We start from the raw sequence: 17,790 nt of genomic DNA, 5'->3' as shown, positions 1-17,790 counted from the left end.
TGGCGGCGCATAATGGCCCACCCCGAAATGTGTAACTGGAATGCAACACAGCAATGGACGCACCGGGGCGCTGGCCGCCCTGCTCTGCCTGGGCCTGGCCGCATGCCAGACCGTGCCCCCGCCCTCGCCCCTGCCGCCAGCCCAGCTGCAAAGCCTGGAGCAACGCGGCACCGACGGCAGCTTCGACGGTGCCTGGGACACCGCGCAGACCTTCGAGCACTTCAACGATCCGCGTGCGATCACGTACTACGAGCGCGCCGCCGCGATCACGCCCTGGACCTTCCACAACACCAAGGCGGAAGAAGCACTGGGCCGGATCTGGACGTCCGGCACGCTGCGGCATGCCGACAGCCCCCATATCGATCCTGCACCGGTTCTGCGTGCGTCGTGGCGACGTGGCGAACGCGCCTACCTGGCAGCGGCCAACCACGGCAATCCCTGCGCGTTCCATGAACTCGCCACTGCCTATCGCGCGCGCAGCGACGCGCAGCTGGCATTGCGCTGGGACCTGCGCGCGATGATCTACCACCGCTATCCAAGCCGTTCCTCACGACTGCCGGATGCGGTGGCCGCGCAGGCCGGCACCGTGCACCCGTTGGTGGCCCGCATCCAGCGACGCGCCGAGCGCGGCGATGCCGAAGCGCAGGTGGACCTGGGCGCGCTGCTGGAAAGAGGCGTGGGCCTGCCGCGCGATCCGGCGCGCGCCCTGCAGCTGTACCAGCTCGCCGGTGCGCAGGGCAACGTGTTCGGCCAGTACTTCGCTGGGCTGTTGCTGGGTCGGAGCGCGCCGGGCGTGGAGAAAAACACCGATGCAGCGACGCAATGGTTCGCCAGGGCCGAAGCGCAGCACTTCTACATGGCCGCGCCGAGCTATTGGAAGAAGGCGATCGAGCCGCCGTTCTTCATTTTCTCGGAGTAGTAGAGCCGAGCATGGCTCGGCTCTACAGGAAAGCAGCCTCAGCCGGAGGCGTGCCGACCAACGGTCGGCACCCTCCCTCCTCACACCAGCAGCCGTTCCACCAGCCGCTGGTACAGCCCCGGCAGCGCTTCCAGCTCGTCCACGCGCACGTTCTCGTCCACCTGGTGGATGCTGGCGTTGACCGGCCCCACTTCGATGCACTGCGCACCCAGCGGTGCGATGAAGCGCGCGTCGGAGGTGCCACCGCCCGTGCTTTCCTCCGGCGCACGACCGATGTGTTCGGCCAGCACGGCACGCGCAGTGGCGCGCAAGGTACCTTCCGGGGTGTAGAACGGCTCACCGCTGCGATGCCACTTCAGCGTGTACTGCAGGCCATGCCGGTCGAGCAGTGCAGCGATCTCCGCCTCCAGCTTCGGCGCGTCCCAGTGCGGGTTGTAGCGGATGTTGAAATCCACCTCCAGCTCACCGGGAATCACGTTGTTGGCGCCCGTGCCGGCATGGATGTTGGAGATCTGCAGGCTGGTCGGCGGGAAGCTCTCGTAGCCCTCGTCCCAACGCCGCGCACTCAGTTCGGCCAGTGCCGGCGCGGCCTGGTGGATGGGATTGCGCGCCTTTTCCGGATACGCCACATGCCCCTGCACGCCCTGTACGCGCAGCTTGGTCGACAGGCTGCCGCGACGGCCGACCCGCAGCAGGTCACCCAGCGTCGCGGTCGACGAAGGCTCACCGGTGATGCACCAGTCGATGCGCTGGCCACGCTCGGCGAACAGGCGTGCCACATGGCGCACGCCATCGATCGCATCGCCTTCTTCGTCGCTGGTCAACAGCACCGCCAGCGTGCCGGGATGATCGGGATGCGCGGCCACGAACTGCTCGGCGGCGACCACGAACGCGGCCACGCTGCCCTTCATGTCGGCCGTGCCGCGGCCATACAGCACGCCGTCACGGATCGTCGGCGTGAACGGGTCGCTCGCCCATGCCTCGCGTGGACCGGGCGGCACCACGTCGGTGTGTCCCAGCAGCACCAGCACCGGCGCGCCGTGGCCGTGGGTCGCCCACAGGTTGTCGACCTCGCCCAGGCGCAGGTGATCGCAGTGGAACCCGGCCTGCTTCAGGCGTGCCGCCAGCAACGCCTGGCAGCCGGCATCGTCCGGCGTCACCGAGGGGCGTGCGATCAGCTCGCAGGTCAGGTCGAGGACGGCACTCATGCGCCGCCCACGCCGAAGCGTGCCTTGAATCCGTTGTCACTGAAGCCCTGGCTCACCGTGCCGTCGGCGGTCACCACCACCGGGCGCTTGATCAGCTGCGGGTACTCACGCAGCAGCAGCTTCCATTCGGCATCGGACTCGGCCGCCTTGCGGTTGTCCGGCAATTGCCGCCAGGTGGTGGAGGACTTGTTGACCATCGCCGCCAGGCCGCCCAGCTGCGCGGCCCATTCCAGCAGGGTTTCCGGGCTGGGCTTGTTGTCGCGGTAGTCGACGAAGGTGTACGGCACGCCGAAGCGGTCCAGCCACTTGGTCGCCTTCTTGCAGGTATCGCAGTTCTTCAAACCGTAGACAGTGGTGCTCATGGCCATCTGTGATGCTGGAAAACAGAGGGCCAGAATCTCACAACAGGCGCTCGGACACGACCCGGAACTGCACCGCCGGCAGCCGCAGCGCCAGCCCTTCGGCCAGGTTCACGCCCATCGCCTGCAGGCGCGGACAGTGCGCTCCGCCCTCCAGCTGCAGCGGTTGCAGCTGGGTGGTATCCACCGGCAGATCGATGCGGGTGCTGGCCCAGCGCCCATCGCAGGTACGTGCAATGGCCTCGTCCTGGCAGGTCAGGAATCGCAACCGCGCGTCATGGCCATCGCAGAACCCGGCCCATGCCGAAGGGTTCCAGCCTTCGGCGGCGCGCCACTGCAGATGCAGCGCCGGGGCACTGCCCTGCCCGCCTTCGATCCAGGTCTGCCCGCCGCCATCGGCGCGTACCCGGTGTTCGAACCGCGTGGACAGATGGGGTTGCATCGCATCGCTGAACGCGCGCGCACCAGCCACGAAGGCCAGCTGGCCCATCACGTTGCGGTCGAACAGCACCACCGGCGTCCCGTCCGGAGCATCGTCACGGCGCAGGTACCAGCGCCAGTTGCTCTGGCGTGGCGAAGGCATCAGCGCGCGCAGCGGTCCGGCCATGCCGGGCCCGAAATGGCCATGGCGGTAGCTGAGGATGGTGTACGGCGTACGCCCTTCATGCACGACGTAGTGATGGCCCGGCGGCGGTGGCGGTGCATGGCGCACATCGACCCACCAGCTCACATACACCACGTCGCGCACGTCGCTGACCAGCGCCGGTATCGGCCAGCGCCGCGACAGCGCACGCCGCAGCCGGGTCCAGCGTGGGGCGTGCAGCAGGCGAGGCAGCATCCGCCCGAACAGGGTGTCGGACGGATGCCGGTAGATCGCGGACTGCGCCAGGTCTTCCGGCGCCGTCACCTTCAGTCGGCCAGGCCGCGCAGCAGGTCGTTGACGCTGGTCTTGCTGCGGGTCTTCGCATCAACCTGCTTGACGATCACCGCGCAGTACAGCGAGTGGGTACCGTCCTTGCTCGGCAGCGAACCGGACACCACCACGCTGTACGGCGGGATGTAGCCGTAGCTGATCTCGCCGGTAGCGCGGTTGTAGATGCGCGTGCTCTGGCTGAGGAACACGCCCATGCCGATCACGCTGTGGTGGCCGACCACGACGCCTTCCACCACTTCCGAACGCGCACCGATGAAGCAGTGGTCTTCAATGATGGTCGGGCTGGCCTGCAGCGGTTCCAGCACGCCGCCGATGCCGGCGCCGCCGGACAGGTGGCAGTGCTGGCCGATCTGCGCGCAGGAGCCGACGGTGGCCCAGGTATCGACCATGGTACCTTCGCCGACGTAGGCACCGATGTTGGTGAAGCTCGGCATCAGCACCACGTCCTTGCCGAAGTACGTGCCGCGGCGGGCGATCGCACCCGGCACCACGCGCACGCCGCCACGGCGGAACTTCGCTTCGTCATAGCCGGCGAAACGCGATTCGACCTTGTCCCAGAACGGCGCCGGGCGCGCATCGACCACCGCCATGTCGTTGACGCGGAAGTACAGCAGCACGGCCTTCTTCAGCCACTCGTTGACCTTCCAGCCGCCATGGCCGTCCGGCTCGGCAACCCGGAACTCACCGCTTTCCAGGCCATCGATCACCCGGTTCACCAGCGGCTTGGTCGAGCCTTCTAGCTCATGCAGGGTCAGCGTGGCGCGGCGCTCGAAGGCGCTCTCGATGCCGAACTTCAGCTCTTCCACGCCCGGCGCGGCCGGCTTGCGCAGCGACTTGCGGGCAATGGTTTCGGCGCGCGCGGCTTCAGCGCTCTTGGCCGGGGCCTTCTTCGGTGCAGCCACCTTCTTCGCCGGGGCCTTCACCGCAGCGGCCTTCTTCGGCGCGGCAGCCTTCTTCGCGGCCGGCACGGCGGCAGGTTTCTTGGCCGCTGCGCTCTTCGGGGTCGCGGCGGTTTTCTTGGCGGGCTTGGTGGCCATCAGGCGGGGTCTCCGGCGTTTCGATCAGGGTCCAGGCAGGCCAGCATCGCGTCATGCAGCTGCTGCCGGGCAGGTTCAGTCAGGGGGAGGTCGTGTTCGTCACTGATCACGAAAGTGTCTTCGGCGCGTTCGCCGAATGTGGCAATGCGCGCGTCATGCACGCGCAGGCCCTGGTTGCGCAGCACGAACGCCACGTCGGCCAGCAGGCCGGGACGGTCGGGGGCGACCAGGGCAAAACGGGTCGCGCCGGGCTCATCACGGAACTCGATGCGCGGGGCAAAGCGGAAATGGCGCAGCTGCCGTGGCACCACCCGGCGCGAAGGCCGCAGTCGGGTCAGGTCACCGCTGAGCGCCTCGCGCAGCGCAGCCTCCAGGTTGGTGCTGCTGCCATCGGCGAAGGTATCGGCCGGGTTCACCTCGAAGGTATCGAAGATGGTGTCGGCAGGGCCATCCAGCACGCGTGCGCGGTGGATGCCATAGCCCTTGCGGTCCAGGGTCATCACGATGGCGGCGAACAGGCCGTCGCGGTCCGGCGAATGCACGAACACTTCCAGCGCCGGGTCGTCGACGCTGATCCGGCGCACCTTCACCAGCGCCTGGCCCTGCTTCACCGGCACCAGCGCGGCCGCCTGCCAGGCCAGCTGCTCCGGCCGCAGCCGGATGAAACCTTCATCGGGCATCACCGCGAACTGGCGGTCGATGGTGGCATCGTCGTAGCCCTGCTCGCGCACCAGCGCACGCACGCTGTCACGCGCCTCGGCCACGCGCTCGGCCGCTGGCACCGGGTGTTCCAGCCCTTCGCGCAACGCGCGCCGGGTGGCGAAATAGAGATCGGCCAGCAGGCGGTCCTTCCACGCGTTCCACAGCTTCGGGCTGGTGCCGGCGATGTCGGCACAGGTCAGCAGGTACAGGTAGTCGAGGCGGTCGCGGCTGCCGACCAGGGTGGCGAAGCGATGGATCACCACCGGATCGGCGATGTCCTGCTTCTGCGCGGTCACCGACATGCGCAGGTGCTGTTCGACCAGCCATGCCACCAGCTCGGTATCGGTACCACTCAGCGCATGGGCCTGGCAGAACGCGCGCGCGTCCACCGCACCCAGCTCCGAATGGTCGCCGCCACGGCCCTTGGCGATGTCATGGAACAGGCCGGCCAGCAGCAGCAGTTCCGGCTTGCGCAGGCGTGGCCACACTTCGTGCGCGATCGAGAATCGCTCGTCGGCACGACTGCTGGCGAACAGGCCGATGTTGCGCAGGACCATCAGCGTGTGCTGGTCGACGGTGTAGACATGGAACAGGTCGAACTGCATGCGCCCACTGACCTGGGCAAACGCGGGAATCCACTGCCCGAGCACGCCCAGCCGCGCCATGCGCGAAAGCGTGTCGACCGGGCGCTGGCCACGCAGCAACGCCAGGAACTGCTCGCGCGCATCGGCGTCGGCCACGTCGTAGGCCGGCAGCACGGGCAGCGCTTCGGCCAGCGCACGTGCGGTCAGCGAATGCAGGCCACGCACCTGCGGATTGTTGGCCCAGCTGGCGAACAGCGCGAATACCTGGCCGATGTCGCCGCGCGGCCAGTCGGCATCATTGGCCGCCAGGTAGCCGCGGCGCAGGGAGAAGCCCACGGTCAGCGGTTCCGGCTGCGCCTCGCCATCGAACTGTTCCTCGAAGCGCTGCAGCAGGCGGTCGCTGATCCGGCGCACCACCAGTGCGGCGCGATAGAAGCCCTGCATCATCTTTTCGACACCGAGGTTCTCGGCGTCGTCTTCAAAGCCCAGGCGCGCGGCCAGGGTCTTCTGGTAATCAAAGCGCAGGCGCTCTTCCGGGCGGCGCGCCACCAGGTGCAGGCCGAAGCGCAGCCGCGCCAGCACCGCGCGTTCGCGCTTCAGCGCGGCCGCTTCGTCGGCGCCCAGGTGGCCGAGCCCGACCAGCGCCTCCAGGTCACGCACGCCGAAGGCGCGCAGCGCCATCCAGCCCAGCGTATTGAGATCGCGCAGGCCGCCGGGGCCATCCTTCAGGTCCGGCTCCAGGTTGTCGGCGGTATCACCGAAGCGCTGGTGGCGGTTGCGCAGTTCTTCCAGCTTGGCCAGGAAGAACGTACGCGCCGGCCACAACTCGCGATCATCGATGGCCTCGCGCAGGGCGCGACGCGTGGCCTCTTCGGCCAGGATCGGGCGCGCCTCGATCAGCGCGGTCAGTACGGTCTGGTCGGCCGCCGCCTCGCGGCATTGCGCAGCGGAGCGCACGGCATGGCTGACCGCCAATCCACAGTCCCACAGCAGCGCGAACAGGCGCGCCAATGCCGCTTCGTGCACCAGCTGTGCCGGCGGCTCGCCGAACACCAGCAGGTCGATGTCCGAACGCGGGAACAGTTCGCCACGGCCGTAGCCGCCCACCGCGAACAGCGACAGGCTACTGTCGGCCGGCAGGCAGCGCTGCCAGGCCAGGCGGATCAGATGGTCTGCAGCGCGTGCGCGCAGCGCCAGCAGGCGCTCGATGTTGTCGCCCTGGTCGAAGCGGCGGTACAGGCGCGCGTCGGCCTGCTGCAACGCCTGGCGCGCGGCAGCAGCCCAGTCCGGGTCGTTGAGCGACGCGGCCGGCGTGTCCAGCAGCGAACTCGCCGGCAGCATCCTCAGGAGACCTGCGACTCGCCCGGCGACAGGGTCAGCACATCCACGCCGGTCTCGGTGACCGCGATCATGTGCTCCCACTGCGCCGACAGCTTGCGGTCCTTGGTCACCACGGTCCAGCCGTCCGGCAGCACCTTGTTGTAGCGGGTGCCCTCGTTGATCATCGGCTCGATGGTGAAGGTCATGCCCGGCTGCAGCACCAGGCCCTGGCCCGGGCGGCCGTAATGCACCACCTGCGGCTCGTCGTGGTAGACCTTGCCGATGCCGTGGCCGCAGTACTCGCGCACCACGCTGAAACGCTCGCCTTCGGCATAGCTCTGGATGGCATGGCCGATGTCGCCCAGGGTGGCGCCCGGACGCACCGCGCGGATGCCGCGCCACATCGCTTCGTAGGTGGTTTCCACCAGGCGGCGCGCCATCACCGACGGCGTGCCGACGAAGTACATGCGGCTGGTATCGCCGTGCCAGCCGTCCTTGATGACGGTGACGTCGATATTGACGATGTCGCCATCCTTGAGCACCTTCCCTTCACTGGGGATGCCGTGGCAGATGACGTTGTTGACCGAGGTGCACACGGTCTTGGGGAAGCCGCGGTAGCCAACGTTGGCCGGAATGGCGCCCTGCACGTTCACGATGTGGTCGTGGCAGATGCGGTCCAGTTCCTCGGTGGTGACACCGGGCTTGACGTGGGGGGTGACGATGTCGAGCACTTCGCTGGCCAGGCGGCCGGCGATGCGCATCATCTCGATTTCCTGCGGGGTTTTCAGATTCACGCTCATGGCGCCCATTATCGCTGATCCGGCCGCAATCTGAACGAACGCCACCCAACTGGCGATCCGGGCCATGCACGGTTCCGGCAAGGAAAGTGAAAGCGTGACGAACTCCGCCCTTTCGGGTCCCTATTTATCACGGATTACAGACACTTGCGCTGCCTAAGCTGGCCCCAGCGTCGTCAAAGCGGCACCGATCGTGCCGTCTTCGCCTTGTTCAACAGACCTTCGGGTCAGGGAGGTTGTCCATGCGATCCCCAGTTCGTTCCCCGCTGGCCTGGGCCATGGCCGGGCTCCTGGCGTCCAGCCCGGTGCTGGCCGCCGACACCACCACCTTCAACGTCACCCTGATCGTCACCAAGGCCTGCACCATCACCGCCGCGGCGGCCACCAACGTGGATTTCGGCACCGCCGCCTCCACCACCGCCACGCCCACGCTGGGCCAGGGCACAGTGACCGCGCAGTGCTCGGCGCTGACCCCGTACACGATTTCGCTGAATGCGGGCGCCAACGCCAGTACCGCCAATGACGTCACCACCCGCCGGATGAAGAACACCAATGCGGCGGTGACCGCCAACAACTATGTCGGTTACCAGCTGTATCAGGATGCGGCGCACACGCTGGTGTGGGGGGCCACCACCGGCACCAACACCCAAGCCGGCATCGGCACCGGCCTGGCGGTGCCCTACATCGTCTACGGCCAGATCCTGAACCTGAGCACCAACAACCCGGCCACCGGTAACTACCTGGATACGGTCACCGCCACGATCACCTATTGATGGAGCACGCCCGCATGGCCGGATCCCGCCCGTGGCGCGCCACCGGCGTGGCGCTGCTCGCCCTCTGCCTGCTGGCAGCCTCCACGGCAGGGGCCACCAGCCTGCAGGTGGCCCCCACCAGCCTGCAGCTGGAAGCCCGCCAACGCGCCGTCGAGCTGTGGCTGACCAACAGCGGCACCTCACCAGTGAAGCTGCAGGTGCGTGTGTTCCGCTGGGTCCAGCAGAACGGGCAGGAACAGCTGCTGCCCACCGATGAACTGGTCGCCACCCCGCCGATGCAGGAATTGGCGGCCGGACAGCAGCAGCTGGTGCGGGTGATGCGGCCCACCCGTGAGCCGCCGCCGGCCCAGCCGTACTACCGGCTGATCGTGGACGAGATGCCGGACCTGTCCACCCGCACCGACGGCATGCAGTTCGTGCTGCGCTATTCGATTCCGGTGTTCGTGCAACCGGCGTCGGGCAAGCTGGCCGCACGGCTGCAGGCCCGGCTGGTGCGGCTGGACGATGGCCGCGACGGCGTGGAGGTGTCCAATTCCGGCGACAGCTACGCGCAGATCGCCGACCTCGCGCTGGGCAGTGCCAAGCGCCCGCGCATCGTGCACCCCGGCCTGCTGGGCTACGTACTGCCCGGCCAGGTGATGCGCTGGCCGCTCGAACGCACGGCGATCGACCGCGACAACGACCAGATCACGGCCAAGCTCAATGGCGAGTCGGAACAGACGCCACTGTCGCCACCACCGGCTCGCTGAGGCGTTGATGGGCGCGCTGCTTGCTGCCCTGGCTCCTGCGGCGACCGAAGCCGCCGATGTGTCCGGCGCAGGGGCCACCGGGGCTGCCGATGTATCCGGCGTGTCCGCCGATGCCATCCTGCCGCCTCCCACCCCGCTCACCGCCAGCCAGACGCTGTACCTGGACGTATCGCTCAACAGCACGCCACGCGGCCTGCTGCCATTCACCGACAATCGCGGTCGCCTGCAGGCCAGTCCCGAAGTGCTGCGCCAGCTCGGCTTCAATGCCAGCGGCGACGCGCCGGTGTACCTGGACCAGATCAGCGGCGCGGTGGTGCGCTATGACGCCCACATGCAGACCCTGGCACTGGACGTACCGCTGGACCAGCTGACCCTGCCGACCACCGTGCTCAGCCGCCCGCAGGCGCGCGCACCCGCTGGCAGTGCATCGCCCGGCGTGCTGTTCAACTACGACGTGTATGGCAGCCGGGTGGATACGCTCGGCAACCTCAGCCTGAGCTCGGAACTGCGCCTGTTCGGCATCGGCAACGGCACCTTCGAGAACACCGCGATCAGCCGTCGCTACCAGCAGCCCGGCGACCGCCGCTGGCGTGGCGAGAGCGTGCGCCTGGATACGCGCTGGAGCCTGGATTTCCCCGACCAGGCAATGACCCTGGAGGTTGGCGACTTCTACAGCGGCTTCGTCGACTGGACCCGGCCGGTGCGCCTGGGCGGCCTGCAGATCGGCCGCAACTATGGCCTGCAGCCCTATCGCGTGCTGACCCCCACCCCCAGTTTCCTCGGCCAGGCGGTGGTGCCCTCCACGGTCGAGCTGTATGTCGATGGCCTGCGCCAATACAGTGGCCAGGTGCCGGTCGGCCCGTTCCAGCTGGGCGCACAACCCGGCATCAGCGGTACCGGCAGCGCGCAGGTGGTGGTGACCGATGCGTTCGGTCGCATGCAGACGCTGGATTTCAGCTTCTATGGCACCCAGCAGCTGCTGGCCAAGGGGTTGTCGGACTGGTCGCTGGGCGTCGGCCATCTGCGCGAAGACTTCGGCCAGCGCTCGTTCGCCTACGACGACCGCACGGTTGCCAGCGCCAGCTGGCGCGGCGGCGTCAGCGATACATTCACCGGCGAAGCACATGCCGAAGGCGGCGGTGGCCTGGCCCACGCCGGCCTCGGCGGCTGGTGGCTGCTCGGCAGTGCCGGCGTGTTCAATGCCGCCTACGCGCACAGCGACTACCACGGCCTGCAGGGCGGGCAATGGGCGCTGGGCTACAGCTGGAACAACCGCCGCCTCAACGTCAACCTGCGCAGCGTGCGCAGCCACGGCGACTACCGCGACCTGGGCGCGCTGCAGGGCAACCTGCCGCCGAGCATCAGCGAACAGGCCACGGTCGGCATGGATCTGCTGCGGCTGGGCACGCTCAGCGCCAGCTACCTGCGCCTGCGCTATCCCGATGGCGAGGACAACCGCTACGCCAGCCTGTTCTGGTCGCGCACCTGGAGCCAGCGCTGGTCGGCCTACCTGTCGGTGAACCAGAACCTGGACCAGAGCGACGACCGCAGCATCTATCTGTCGGTCACCGCCAGTCTCGGCAACAACCGCCAGGCCAGCCTGTCCAGCCAGCGCAATGGCGACAGCCAGAGCTGGGTGGCCGACGTCACCCAGCCCGTGCCGGGCGATGGCAGTGCCGGCGGTGTCGGCTGGCGCGCCCAGGTCCGTCATGGCGAAGACGGCAATGGTGGCCTGGCCGAGGTCGGCATCCTCAACGATGTCGGCCGCTACTCGTTCGGTGCGTCGCGCCAGGGCGGCCTCAACTATGCCTACGCCAGTGCCAGCGGCAGCCTGGTCTGGATGGGCGGGCACGCCTTCGCCACCCGCGAGGTCTCCGACGCGTTCGCGGTGATCAGCACCAACGGCGTCGGCGGCGTGCCGGTACGACTGGAGAACCGCCTGATCGGCGTCACCGATGATCGCGGCCTGCTGCTGGTCAGCCCGCTGCTGTCGTGGCAGCGCAACCGGGTCTCGATCGACACCCTCGACCTGCCCGAGGACATGCGCGCCGACCGCATCGAGGACTGGGTGACGCCGCGCCAGCGCGCGGGCACCCGGGTCACGTTCCAGCTGCGATCGCGGCCCTCGCTGAGCCTGACCCTGCTGGGCATGGACGGCCAACCACTGGAGGTCGGCAGCGAAGTGCAGCTGCCCGATGGCCGCCAGGCGACCGTTGGTTATGACGGCCTGCTCTACCTCGAGGATGTGGCCGCCGGCAGCATGCTGTACGTCACCACCAGCCGCGGCCAGTGCCGGCTGAAGGTGCCGGACCTGCCTAGGGTGGTGGCGTCCGGCGCCCGGCCGCAGCCGGCACCGCTGCACTGCATCCCGGAGGTGGCGCCATGAGGATGCTGCTGCTTGGCCTGCTGCTGGTGGCTGGGCTGCTGGCCGCGGCACCGGCGCGCGCCATCGCGGTCTGCACGGCCATCGCCGACCCGACACTGCCGTTCGGCAACGTCAACAGCAATGCGCCGGGCGCAACCACGGGCACGCTCAACATCACGGTGAACTGCACCACCTCCGCGCTGAGCCTGCTGGCCACCACCGGGGTGCGGGTGTGCGTGGGCATCGGTGCCGGCAGCGGTGGCGGCAGCAGCGCCAGCTGGCGGACGATGAAGACCGGCACCAGTGACAGCATGAATTTCCAGCTCTACAACACCTCCAACTTCAGCCAGGTGACCGGCTTGACCCCGCGCGGCACGCCGCCCGCGCAGGAACTGACCTTGACCTACAACGTGCCCCTGACCGGCGGCAACGGCACGCAGGCCACGCAGCTGTTCGCACAGATCCCGGCCAATCAGATCCTGGCCTCGGGCGCGTACAGCAGTACCTTCAGCGGCGCCAACGTGGTACTGACCTGGGCCTGGAACGAAGTGCTGCTCGGCACCGCCACCGTGCCGGCCACCTGCAATGGCGGCGCCACCGGCACCAACAGCGCCAGCGCCGCGTTCAGCTTCACCGCCACCGCCAACGTGCTGCCGCAGTGCGGCAGCTATGTCACCACCAACATGAACTTCGGCAACGTCACCGGCGGCATTCCCGCCAACATCGACCAGACCGCCACGCTGACGCTGACCTGCCTGAAGAACACCGCCTACCAGATCAGCCTGAACAACGGCCAGAACAACCCCGCCGCCACCAGCACGCGGCGCATGGCCACCACCCTTGGCACCGGCACCTACTACCTCACCTATGAGCTGTACCGCGATTCGGCGCGCAGCCTGCGCTGGGGCAACACCCTCAACGTTGATACCGTTGGCGGCACCGGAAGTGGCAGCGCGCAGCAGCTGACCATCTATGGCCGGGTGCCGCCGGTCACCGGCCAGCCACCTGCCGGCACCTACAACGATCTGGTGCAGGTGACGATCACCTATTGACGCGCGTGCCGACCTGCGGTCGGCCCCCACCGGGCAGATGGCGCAGTCGAGCAAGCTCGACTCTACAGTTCCTGCCGATCCGGCCGATACCGCGCAACGAGTCTTTCGACACACGGGATGGCAGGTGGTTCGCGCATTTCTGACCGGGGCGATGCTGGTCGCCAGTACGCCCGCGTGGGCCGAGCCCAGCAGCAGTGCCGTGCAGATCCGGCTGACCGTGGTCGAGGCCTGCAGCGGTGATACCGGCGGCGACCACTGCCCATCCCCGCATCTGCGCAGCGATGCACCGCAGCTGCCATCCCAGGTCCGCGACCTTGCCCCGCCGGCCGACGACGACGACGCAGCGCCTGCCGTGACCGTCATCTACTGATGCGCACACGGCTGACCCTGCTCGCGCTGCTGCTGGCGTCGCCGGCCGCGGCGCTGGACCTGCTGCCGACCACGCTGCAGCTGCCAGCCGACGGCGGCCATACCGCGCTGTGGCTGTACAACCCCGGCCCGGGTCGCTGGCAGGGCCAGGTGAGGATCCTGGCCTGGGAGCAGCAGGCGGACACCGAGCGACTGCGCCCCAGCGACCAGATCGTGGCCAGCCCGGTCCAGCTGGACCTGCCAGCAGGCGCTCGCCAGCGCGTCTGGCTGCTGCCGCGCCTGCCGTCTCCCGTGGCCAGCGAACGGGCCTACCGGGTCGTGCTCGCGCCCAGCGCGCCTGGCCTGCCGCGCTACTCGCTGCCCCTGTTCCAGGGACATGCCGCGCCGCTGGCGCAGCCGCAGCTGCGGTCCGAGGTCGGCCCCGAGCCGTCGCACCCTACCCTGCGACTGACCAACTCGGGTACCCTCCACGCCCGCCTGCACGACCTCGCCTTCGTTGCCGACGATGGCCGGCGCCTCGTACTGCTGCCCGGCCTGGCCGGCTATGTGCTGGCGGGCCAGGAGCGCCACTGGGCGCTGCCCGCCCATGCCCGCGGCTATGCCGGCGGCCATTTCCAGGCCCGCCTGCAGGACGGCCGCGTGGTCGAACTGTCCACGCCGGACCCGGCAATTGCAGCAAACGCACCGGGCGGGCTATAATCGACCGGATTCCTGCCGCCTGCGTGCGCGGGACCCGTCCACACCGGACGTCACCGGTGAATCCACACCTGCTGCCCCCATCCGTGCCGGGGTGCTCCGCGAGGAGTTCGGCCACGGAGGCAACAGGGAAGCCCAACCCCGGAACCGATCGCGCTTCCACGCGTCCCGCACACCTATCCCCGCGGGCGGAATCGCTGGTTCCATATCAGGAGTATTGCAATGCCCCAGGTCACCATGCGTCAGATGCTGGAAGCCGGCGTCCACTTCGGCCACCAGACCCGCTACTGGAACCCGAAGATGGCTCCGTACATCTTCGGCGCCCGCGGCAAGATCCACATCATCAACCTGGAAAAGACCGTCCCGCTGTTCAACGACGCGATGAACTTCATCTCGTCGGTGGCCCAGAAGCGCGGCACCGTCCTGTTCCTGGGCACCAAGCGCAGCGCCCGCGAAACCATCAAGGAAGAAGCCGAGCGTTGCGGCATGCCGTTCATGAACCAGCGTTGGCTGGGCGGCACCCTGACCAACTTCCGTACCGTCAAGCAGTCGGTTGCCCGCCTGAAGGAACTGGAAGCCGGTGAAACCGACGGCACCTTCGAGAAGCTGGTCAAGCACGAAGTGCTGGGCCTGCGTCGCGAGCGCGACAAGCTGGAAGCCTCGCTGGGCGGCATCAAGGACATGAACCGCCTGCCGGACGCCATCTTCGTGATCGACATCGGCCACGAAGACATCGCGATCAAGGAAGCCAAGAAGCTGGGCATCCCGGTCATCGCCGTGGTCGACACCAACTACAACCCGGAACTGGTTGATTACGCCATCCCGGGCAACGACGACGCCATCCGCGCCGTGCAGCTGTACGCCCGCGCTGCGGCCGACGCCGTGCTGGAAGGCAAGGCTGCTGCTCCGCACGCCGCCTCGGTGCGTGAGGAAGAGTTCGCTGAAGCCGCTGCTGAAGGCGAAGACAAGCCGGCTCGCCGCGCTCCGGCGAAGAAGGCCGCCAAGAAGGGCGACGACGCCCAGGCCTGATCCAGGCCCCGGGGTGGACGCCCGGCGTCCACCCTCCCTGCGCGCAGCCCTTGGCGCGTGACAGGACCGTGTCACACGGGCCGGCCACCATGCCGGCCCAACCCCTTTCTTTCGTGAGGTAATCCCGTGGAAATCACTGCTTCCCTGGTCAAGGAACTGCGCGAGCGCACCGGCGCCGGCATGATGGAATGCAAGAAGGCGCTCACCGAAGCCAACGGCGACATCAACGCCGCTGCTGAAGCCATGCGCAAGTCCGGCGCTGCCAAGGCCGACAAGAAGGCTGACCGCGTGGCTGCCGAAGGCCGTCTGGGCCTGGCCCAGGATGGCGGCAAGGCCGTGCTGGTCGAAGTCAACTCGGAAACCGACTTCGTCGCCAACGACGACAACTTCAAGTCCTTCGTCAACGCCGTCGCCGCTGCTGCCCTGGCATCGGGCGCCAACGACGTCGAAGCCGTGAAGGCTGCCAAGCTGGCCGACGGCCGCACCGTTGAAGAAGCCCGCGCCACCGCCGTGCAGACCCTGGGTGAGAACATCCAGATCCGTCGCATGGTGAAGGTGGATGGCAACAACACCATCGGCGCCTACGTCCACACCAACGGCAAGGTCGGCGTGCTGGTCGACCTGGTCGGCGGCGATGTCGAGCTGGCCCGTGGCCTGGCCATGCACGTAGCCGCGCTGAAGCCGCCGCACAACAAGGCTGCCGACGTGCCGGCCGAGTTCGTCGAGAAGGAAAAGGAAATCGAACTGGCGAAGATGTCCGAGAAGGACAAGTCCAAGCCGGCCGACATCCTGGAAAAGATCATCAGCGGCAAGATCAACAAGATCGTCAGCGACGTGACCCTGTACGGCCAGACCTACGTGCTGGGCGACACCACCGTCGAGCAGGTGGTCAAGGCCGCCGGCGCCGACGTGGCGGGCTTCAAGCTGCTGATCGTGGGCGAAGGCATCGAGAAGGTGGTGGAAGACTACGCCGCCGAAGTCGCCAAGGCGATGCAGGTCTGATTCCAGCCCTCCGGCTGTGAAGCGACCAGAAGAGCCGCGGGAAACCGCGGCTCTTTTTTTATGCCCACTGCACCCGTGGGTGCGCACCGTTGGTGCGCACACCGACACCGGCGCCCAGGGACCTTTGCGTTGCGCACCAATCAAGCCGATACTCGGCGCAGGGAAACCGCAGTCATTTAGCAGGAACGAAAATTGCGGACTGTGATGCATTCCTAGGTATTCTTGTCCCAATGGAATTGAACGACCCGACATGCCTCCCGAGCTGACAGCTGCCCTGGCGCTCTGCCGCAACCTGCCTTCGCCACCCGGTATTGCCCTGCGCATCATCGAACTGGCCCAGGACCCGGAAGCGGACATCGCCACCGCCGCCGACATCATCGCCATCGACATGGCGTTGAGCGCTCGCATGCTGCGCATCGCCAATTCCCCCCTGTACGCCAGCCGGCGCCGGATCGAGAACCTCGGCCAGGCGCTGACCATGCTCGGCCTGAACGCCACGATCAGCCTGGCCCTCGGCTTCACCGTCACCCAGGGCCTGACCGGCGGCAGTGGCGAGGGCCACGACCTGCGCCAGCGCGCCTGGAAGCGCAGCATCCTCAGCGCCCTGGCCGCCAGCCAACTGGGACAGGCCCGCGGCCTGCGCCGCCTGGAAGAACTGATGCTGGCCGGCCTGCTGCAGGACCTGGGCGTGCTGTGCCTGGCCCAGGCCGAATCGGAACGCTACCTGCCCCTGCTGCGCGAAGCGCGCGACAACACCGACCTGGTCGCGCGCGAGCGCGAGGAACTGGGCTGCAGCCATGCCGACGTCGGCGCCTGGGTGGCCGAGCAATGGGGCCTGCCGCGCTATCTGGTGGAGAGCATCAGCCACAGCGAGGACCAGGACGCGGTCGAATCGCCCTTCCAGGCCTGCGTGCAGCTGTCCGGCGCCGTCGCCGACATCTGGCTGGACGAGGATGCCGACACCGCCCGCGAACGCGCCCTGCAGCAGGTGCACGACCACCTGGAACTGGACAGCGCCCGCTTCGACCAGGTGCTCGCCCGCATCAGCGAGGCCCTGCCGGACATCGCCAGCCTGTTCGAGGCTGGGCTGAACTCGCCTTCGCGTGTGCGTGAACTGATCGACCACGCACAGGAGCTGGCCACCCTGCGCAACCTGCGCGAACTGCAGGATGCCGACCAGGCGCGCCGCCGCGCCGACGAATTCGAAGCCCGGGCCAAGCGCCTGGCCGACCAGGCCCATCGCGACGCGCTGACCGGCGTGCTCAACCGCCGCCAGCTGGAAGCGGTGCTCGAGCAGGAGTTCCTGCGTGCCGGCCGCCAGGGCTGGCCGCTGTCGGTGGCGTTCATCGACCTGGACGATTTCAAGAAGATCAACGACGCGCATGGCCACCTGACCGGTGATGAGGTGCTGCGCGCCTTCGCCGGCAAGCTGCAGGGCCAGCTGCGCAACAGCGACACCGTGGCCCGCTTCGGTGGCGAGGAATTCGTCGCACTGCTGCCCAATACCAGCGAAACCGTGGCACTGGACGTGATCCGCCGGGTGCTGGCCAACATCGTCGCCACGCCGATGGCCGAGCTGGAAGGCGGCCCGCTGTTCGTCACCTTCTCGGCCGGCGTGGCCACCCAGGGCGGCTACGAGCGCTTCGCCGACGTGCAGGACCTGCTGCGCGCGGCGGACGACGTCCTGTACCGATCCAAGAATCTCGGCCGCAACCGGGTGATCGCCCGCTCCCCTGGCGCTCTTGGCCACGACGAGCTGTCGGCGACCGCTGGCGCCGAGCTGGGCTGAACGGGGAGCCCCGCCTGGCCGGGGCAAACGCCGGAATTTTGCGCCGCAGTGCACAAAACACTTTGGCAGGACGCTGCATGCGCGTAGAATCGCCCGCGATTTCCAC

Annotated in this window: 16 protein-coding genes; 10 read left to right on the top strand and 6 right to left on the bottom strand. The window is 68.1% G+C overall.

The window, feature by feature from the left end:
- Positions 1 to 40: 40 nt before the first annotated feature.
- Positions 41 to 919 carry a tetratricopeptide repeat protein gene (locus K5L94_RS07125; RefSeq protein WP_274512361.1) on the top strand — a complete coding sequence of 293 codons (879 nt, stop codon included), beginning with the start codon at positions 41 to 43 and terminating at the stop codon, positions 917 to 919.
- A gap of 80 nt (positions 920 to 999) precedes the next feature.
- Here the strand turns inward: K5L94_RS07125 and dapE are convergent, their stop codons facing one another.
- The 6 genes from dapE to map are packed head-to-tail and all read right to left on the bottom strand — an operon-like array spanning position 1,000 to position 7,872.
- Positions 1,000 to 2,127, bottom strand: a complete 1,128-nt coding sequence (dapE, locus tag K5L94_RS07120) for a succinyl-diaminopimelate desuccinylase (protein ID WP_274512360.1) — start codon at positions 2,125 to 2,127, stop codon at positions 1,000 to 1,002.
- Positions 2,124 to 2,495, bottom strand: a complete 372-nt coding sequence (locus tag K5L94_RS07115; protein ID WP_008266886.1) for an arsenate reductase — start codon at positions 2,493 to 2,495, stop codon at positions 2,124 to 2,126. The genes dapE and K5L94_RS07115 overlap by 4 nt, the downstream gene beginning before the upstream one ends.
- Positions 2,496 to 2,526: 31 nt before the next feature.
- A complete protein-coding gene (locus tag K5L94_RS07110; protein WP_274512359.1) occupies positions 2,527 to 3,393 on the bottom strand; it encodes a hypothetical protein in 867 nt (288 codons plus the stop codon).
- A gap of 2 nt (positions 3,394 to 3,395) precedes the next feature.
- Positions 3,396 to 4,457 carry a 2,3,4,5-tetrahydropyridine-2,6-dicarboxylate N-succinyltransferase gene (dapD, locus tag K5L94_RS07105; RefSeq protein ID WP_053508221.1) on the bottom strand — a complete coding sequence of 354 codons (1,062 nt, stop codon included), beginning with the start codon at positions 4,455 to 4,457 and terminating at the stop codon, positions 3,396 to 3,398.
- On the bottom strand, positions 4,457 to 7,066 hold the full coding sequence (locus K5L94_RS07100) for a [protein-PII] uridylyltransferase (protein ID WP_484600517.1): 2,610 nt from the start codon (positions 7,064 to 7,066) through the stop codon (positions 4,457 to 4,459). The genes dapD and K5L94_RS07100 overlap by 1 nt, the downstream gene beginning before the upstream one ends.
- 20 nt (positions 7,067 to 7,086) lie before the next feature.
- Positions 7,087 to 7,872: a type I methionyl aminopeptidase gene (gene map, locus K5L94_RS07095; RefSeq protein WP_006427380.1), complete on the bottom strand. Its 786-nt coding sequence runs from the start codon at positions 7,870 to 7,872 to the stop codon at positions 7,087 to 7,089.
- Positions 7,873 to 8,102: 230 nt separating this feature from the next.
- Here map and K5L94_RS07090 point away from each other — a divergent pair, with 230 nt between their 5' ends.
- From K5L94_RS07090 to K5L94_RS07050, 9 genes are all read left to right on the top strand, one after another.
- A complete protein-coding gene (locus K5L94_RS07090; RefSeq protein WP_180878266.1) occupies positions 8,103 to 8,633 on the top strand; it encodes a Csu type fimbrial protein in 531 nt (176 codons plus the stop codon).
- Positions 8,633 to 9,382: a fimbrial biogenesis chaperone gene (locus tag K5L94_RS07085; RefSeq protein ID WP_274512357.1), complete on the top strand. Its 750-nt coding sequence runs from the start codon at positions 8,633 to 8,635 to the stop codon at positions 9,380 to 9,382. The genes K5L94_RS07090 and K5L94_RS07085 overlap by 1 nt, the downstream gene beginning before the upstream one ends.
- Before the next feature lie 7 nt (positions 9,383 to 9,389).
- Positions 9,390 to 11,768 carry a fimbria/pilus outer membrane usher protein gene (locus K5L94_RS07080; RefSeq protein WP_274512356.1) on the top strand — a complete coding sequence of 793 codons (2,379 nt, stop codon included), beginning with the start codon at positions 9,390 to 9,392 and terminating at the stop codon, positions 11,766 to 11,768.
- Complete coding sequence (locus tag K5L94_RS07075; protein WP_274512355.1) at positions 11,765 to 12,799, top strand: Csu type fimbrial protein; 1,035 nt, start codon at positions 11,765 to 11,767, stop codon at positions 12,797 to 12,799. The genes K5L94_RS07080 and K5L94_RS07075 overlap by 4 nt, the downstream gene beginning before the upstream one ends.
- 124 nt (positions 12,800 to 12,923) lie before the next feature.
- Positions 12,924 to 13,169 (top strand): hypothetical protein, encoded by a 246-nt coding sequence (locus K5L94_RS07070; protein ID WP_425507579.1) that lies wholly within the window; start codon positions 12,924 to 12,926, stop codon positions 13,167 to 13,169.
- Positions 13,169 to 13,867: a fimbrial biogenesis chaperone gene (locus K5L94_RS07065; RefSeq protein ID WP_274512354.1), complete on the top strand. Its 699-nt coding sequence runs from the start codon at positions 13,169 to 13,171 to the stop codon at positions 13,865 to 13,867. Before K5L94_RS07070 ends, K5L94_RS07065 begins: the two co-directional genes overlap by 1 nt.
- A 219-nt stretch (positions 13,868 to 14,086) precedes the next feature.
- Positions 14,087 to 14,893 (top strand): 30S ribosomal protein S2, encoded by an 807-nt coding sequence (gene rpsB, locus K5L94_RS07060; RefSeq protein ID WP_006427162.1) that lies wholly within the window; start codon positions 14,087 to 14,089, stop codon positions 14,891 to 14,893.
- 126 nt (positions 14,894 to 15,019) lie between these two features.
- A complete protein-coding gene (gene tsf / locus K5L94_RS07055; RefSeq protein ID WP_006427160.1) occupies positions 15,020 to 15,895 on the top strand; it encodes a translation elongation factor Ts in 876 nt (291 codons plus the stop codon).
- A 250-nt stretch (positions 15,896 to 16,145) separates the two neighbouring features.
- On the top strand, positions 16,146 to 17,684 hold the full coding sequence (locus K5L94_RS07050; RefSeq protein WP_008265479.1) for a sensor domain-containing diguanylate cyclase: 1,539 nt from the start codon (positions 16,146 to 16,148) through the stop codon (positions 17,682 to 17,684).
- Positions 17,685 to 17,790: the final 106 nt, after the last annotated feature.

The sequence above is a fragment of the Stenotrophomonas forensis genome, from assembly GCF_028752115.1.
Taxonomy (GTDB): Bacteria; Pseudomonadota; Gammaproteobacteria; order Xanthomonadales; family Xanthomonadaceae; genus Stenotrophomonas; species Stenotrophomonas forensis.
Note: the sequence above shows the minus strand (reverse complement) of the source record. Positions and strands in the feature narration are given on the sequence as shown.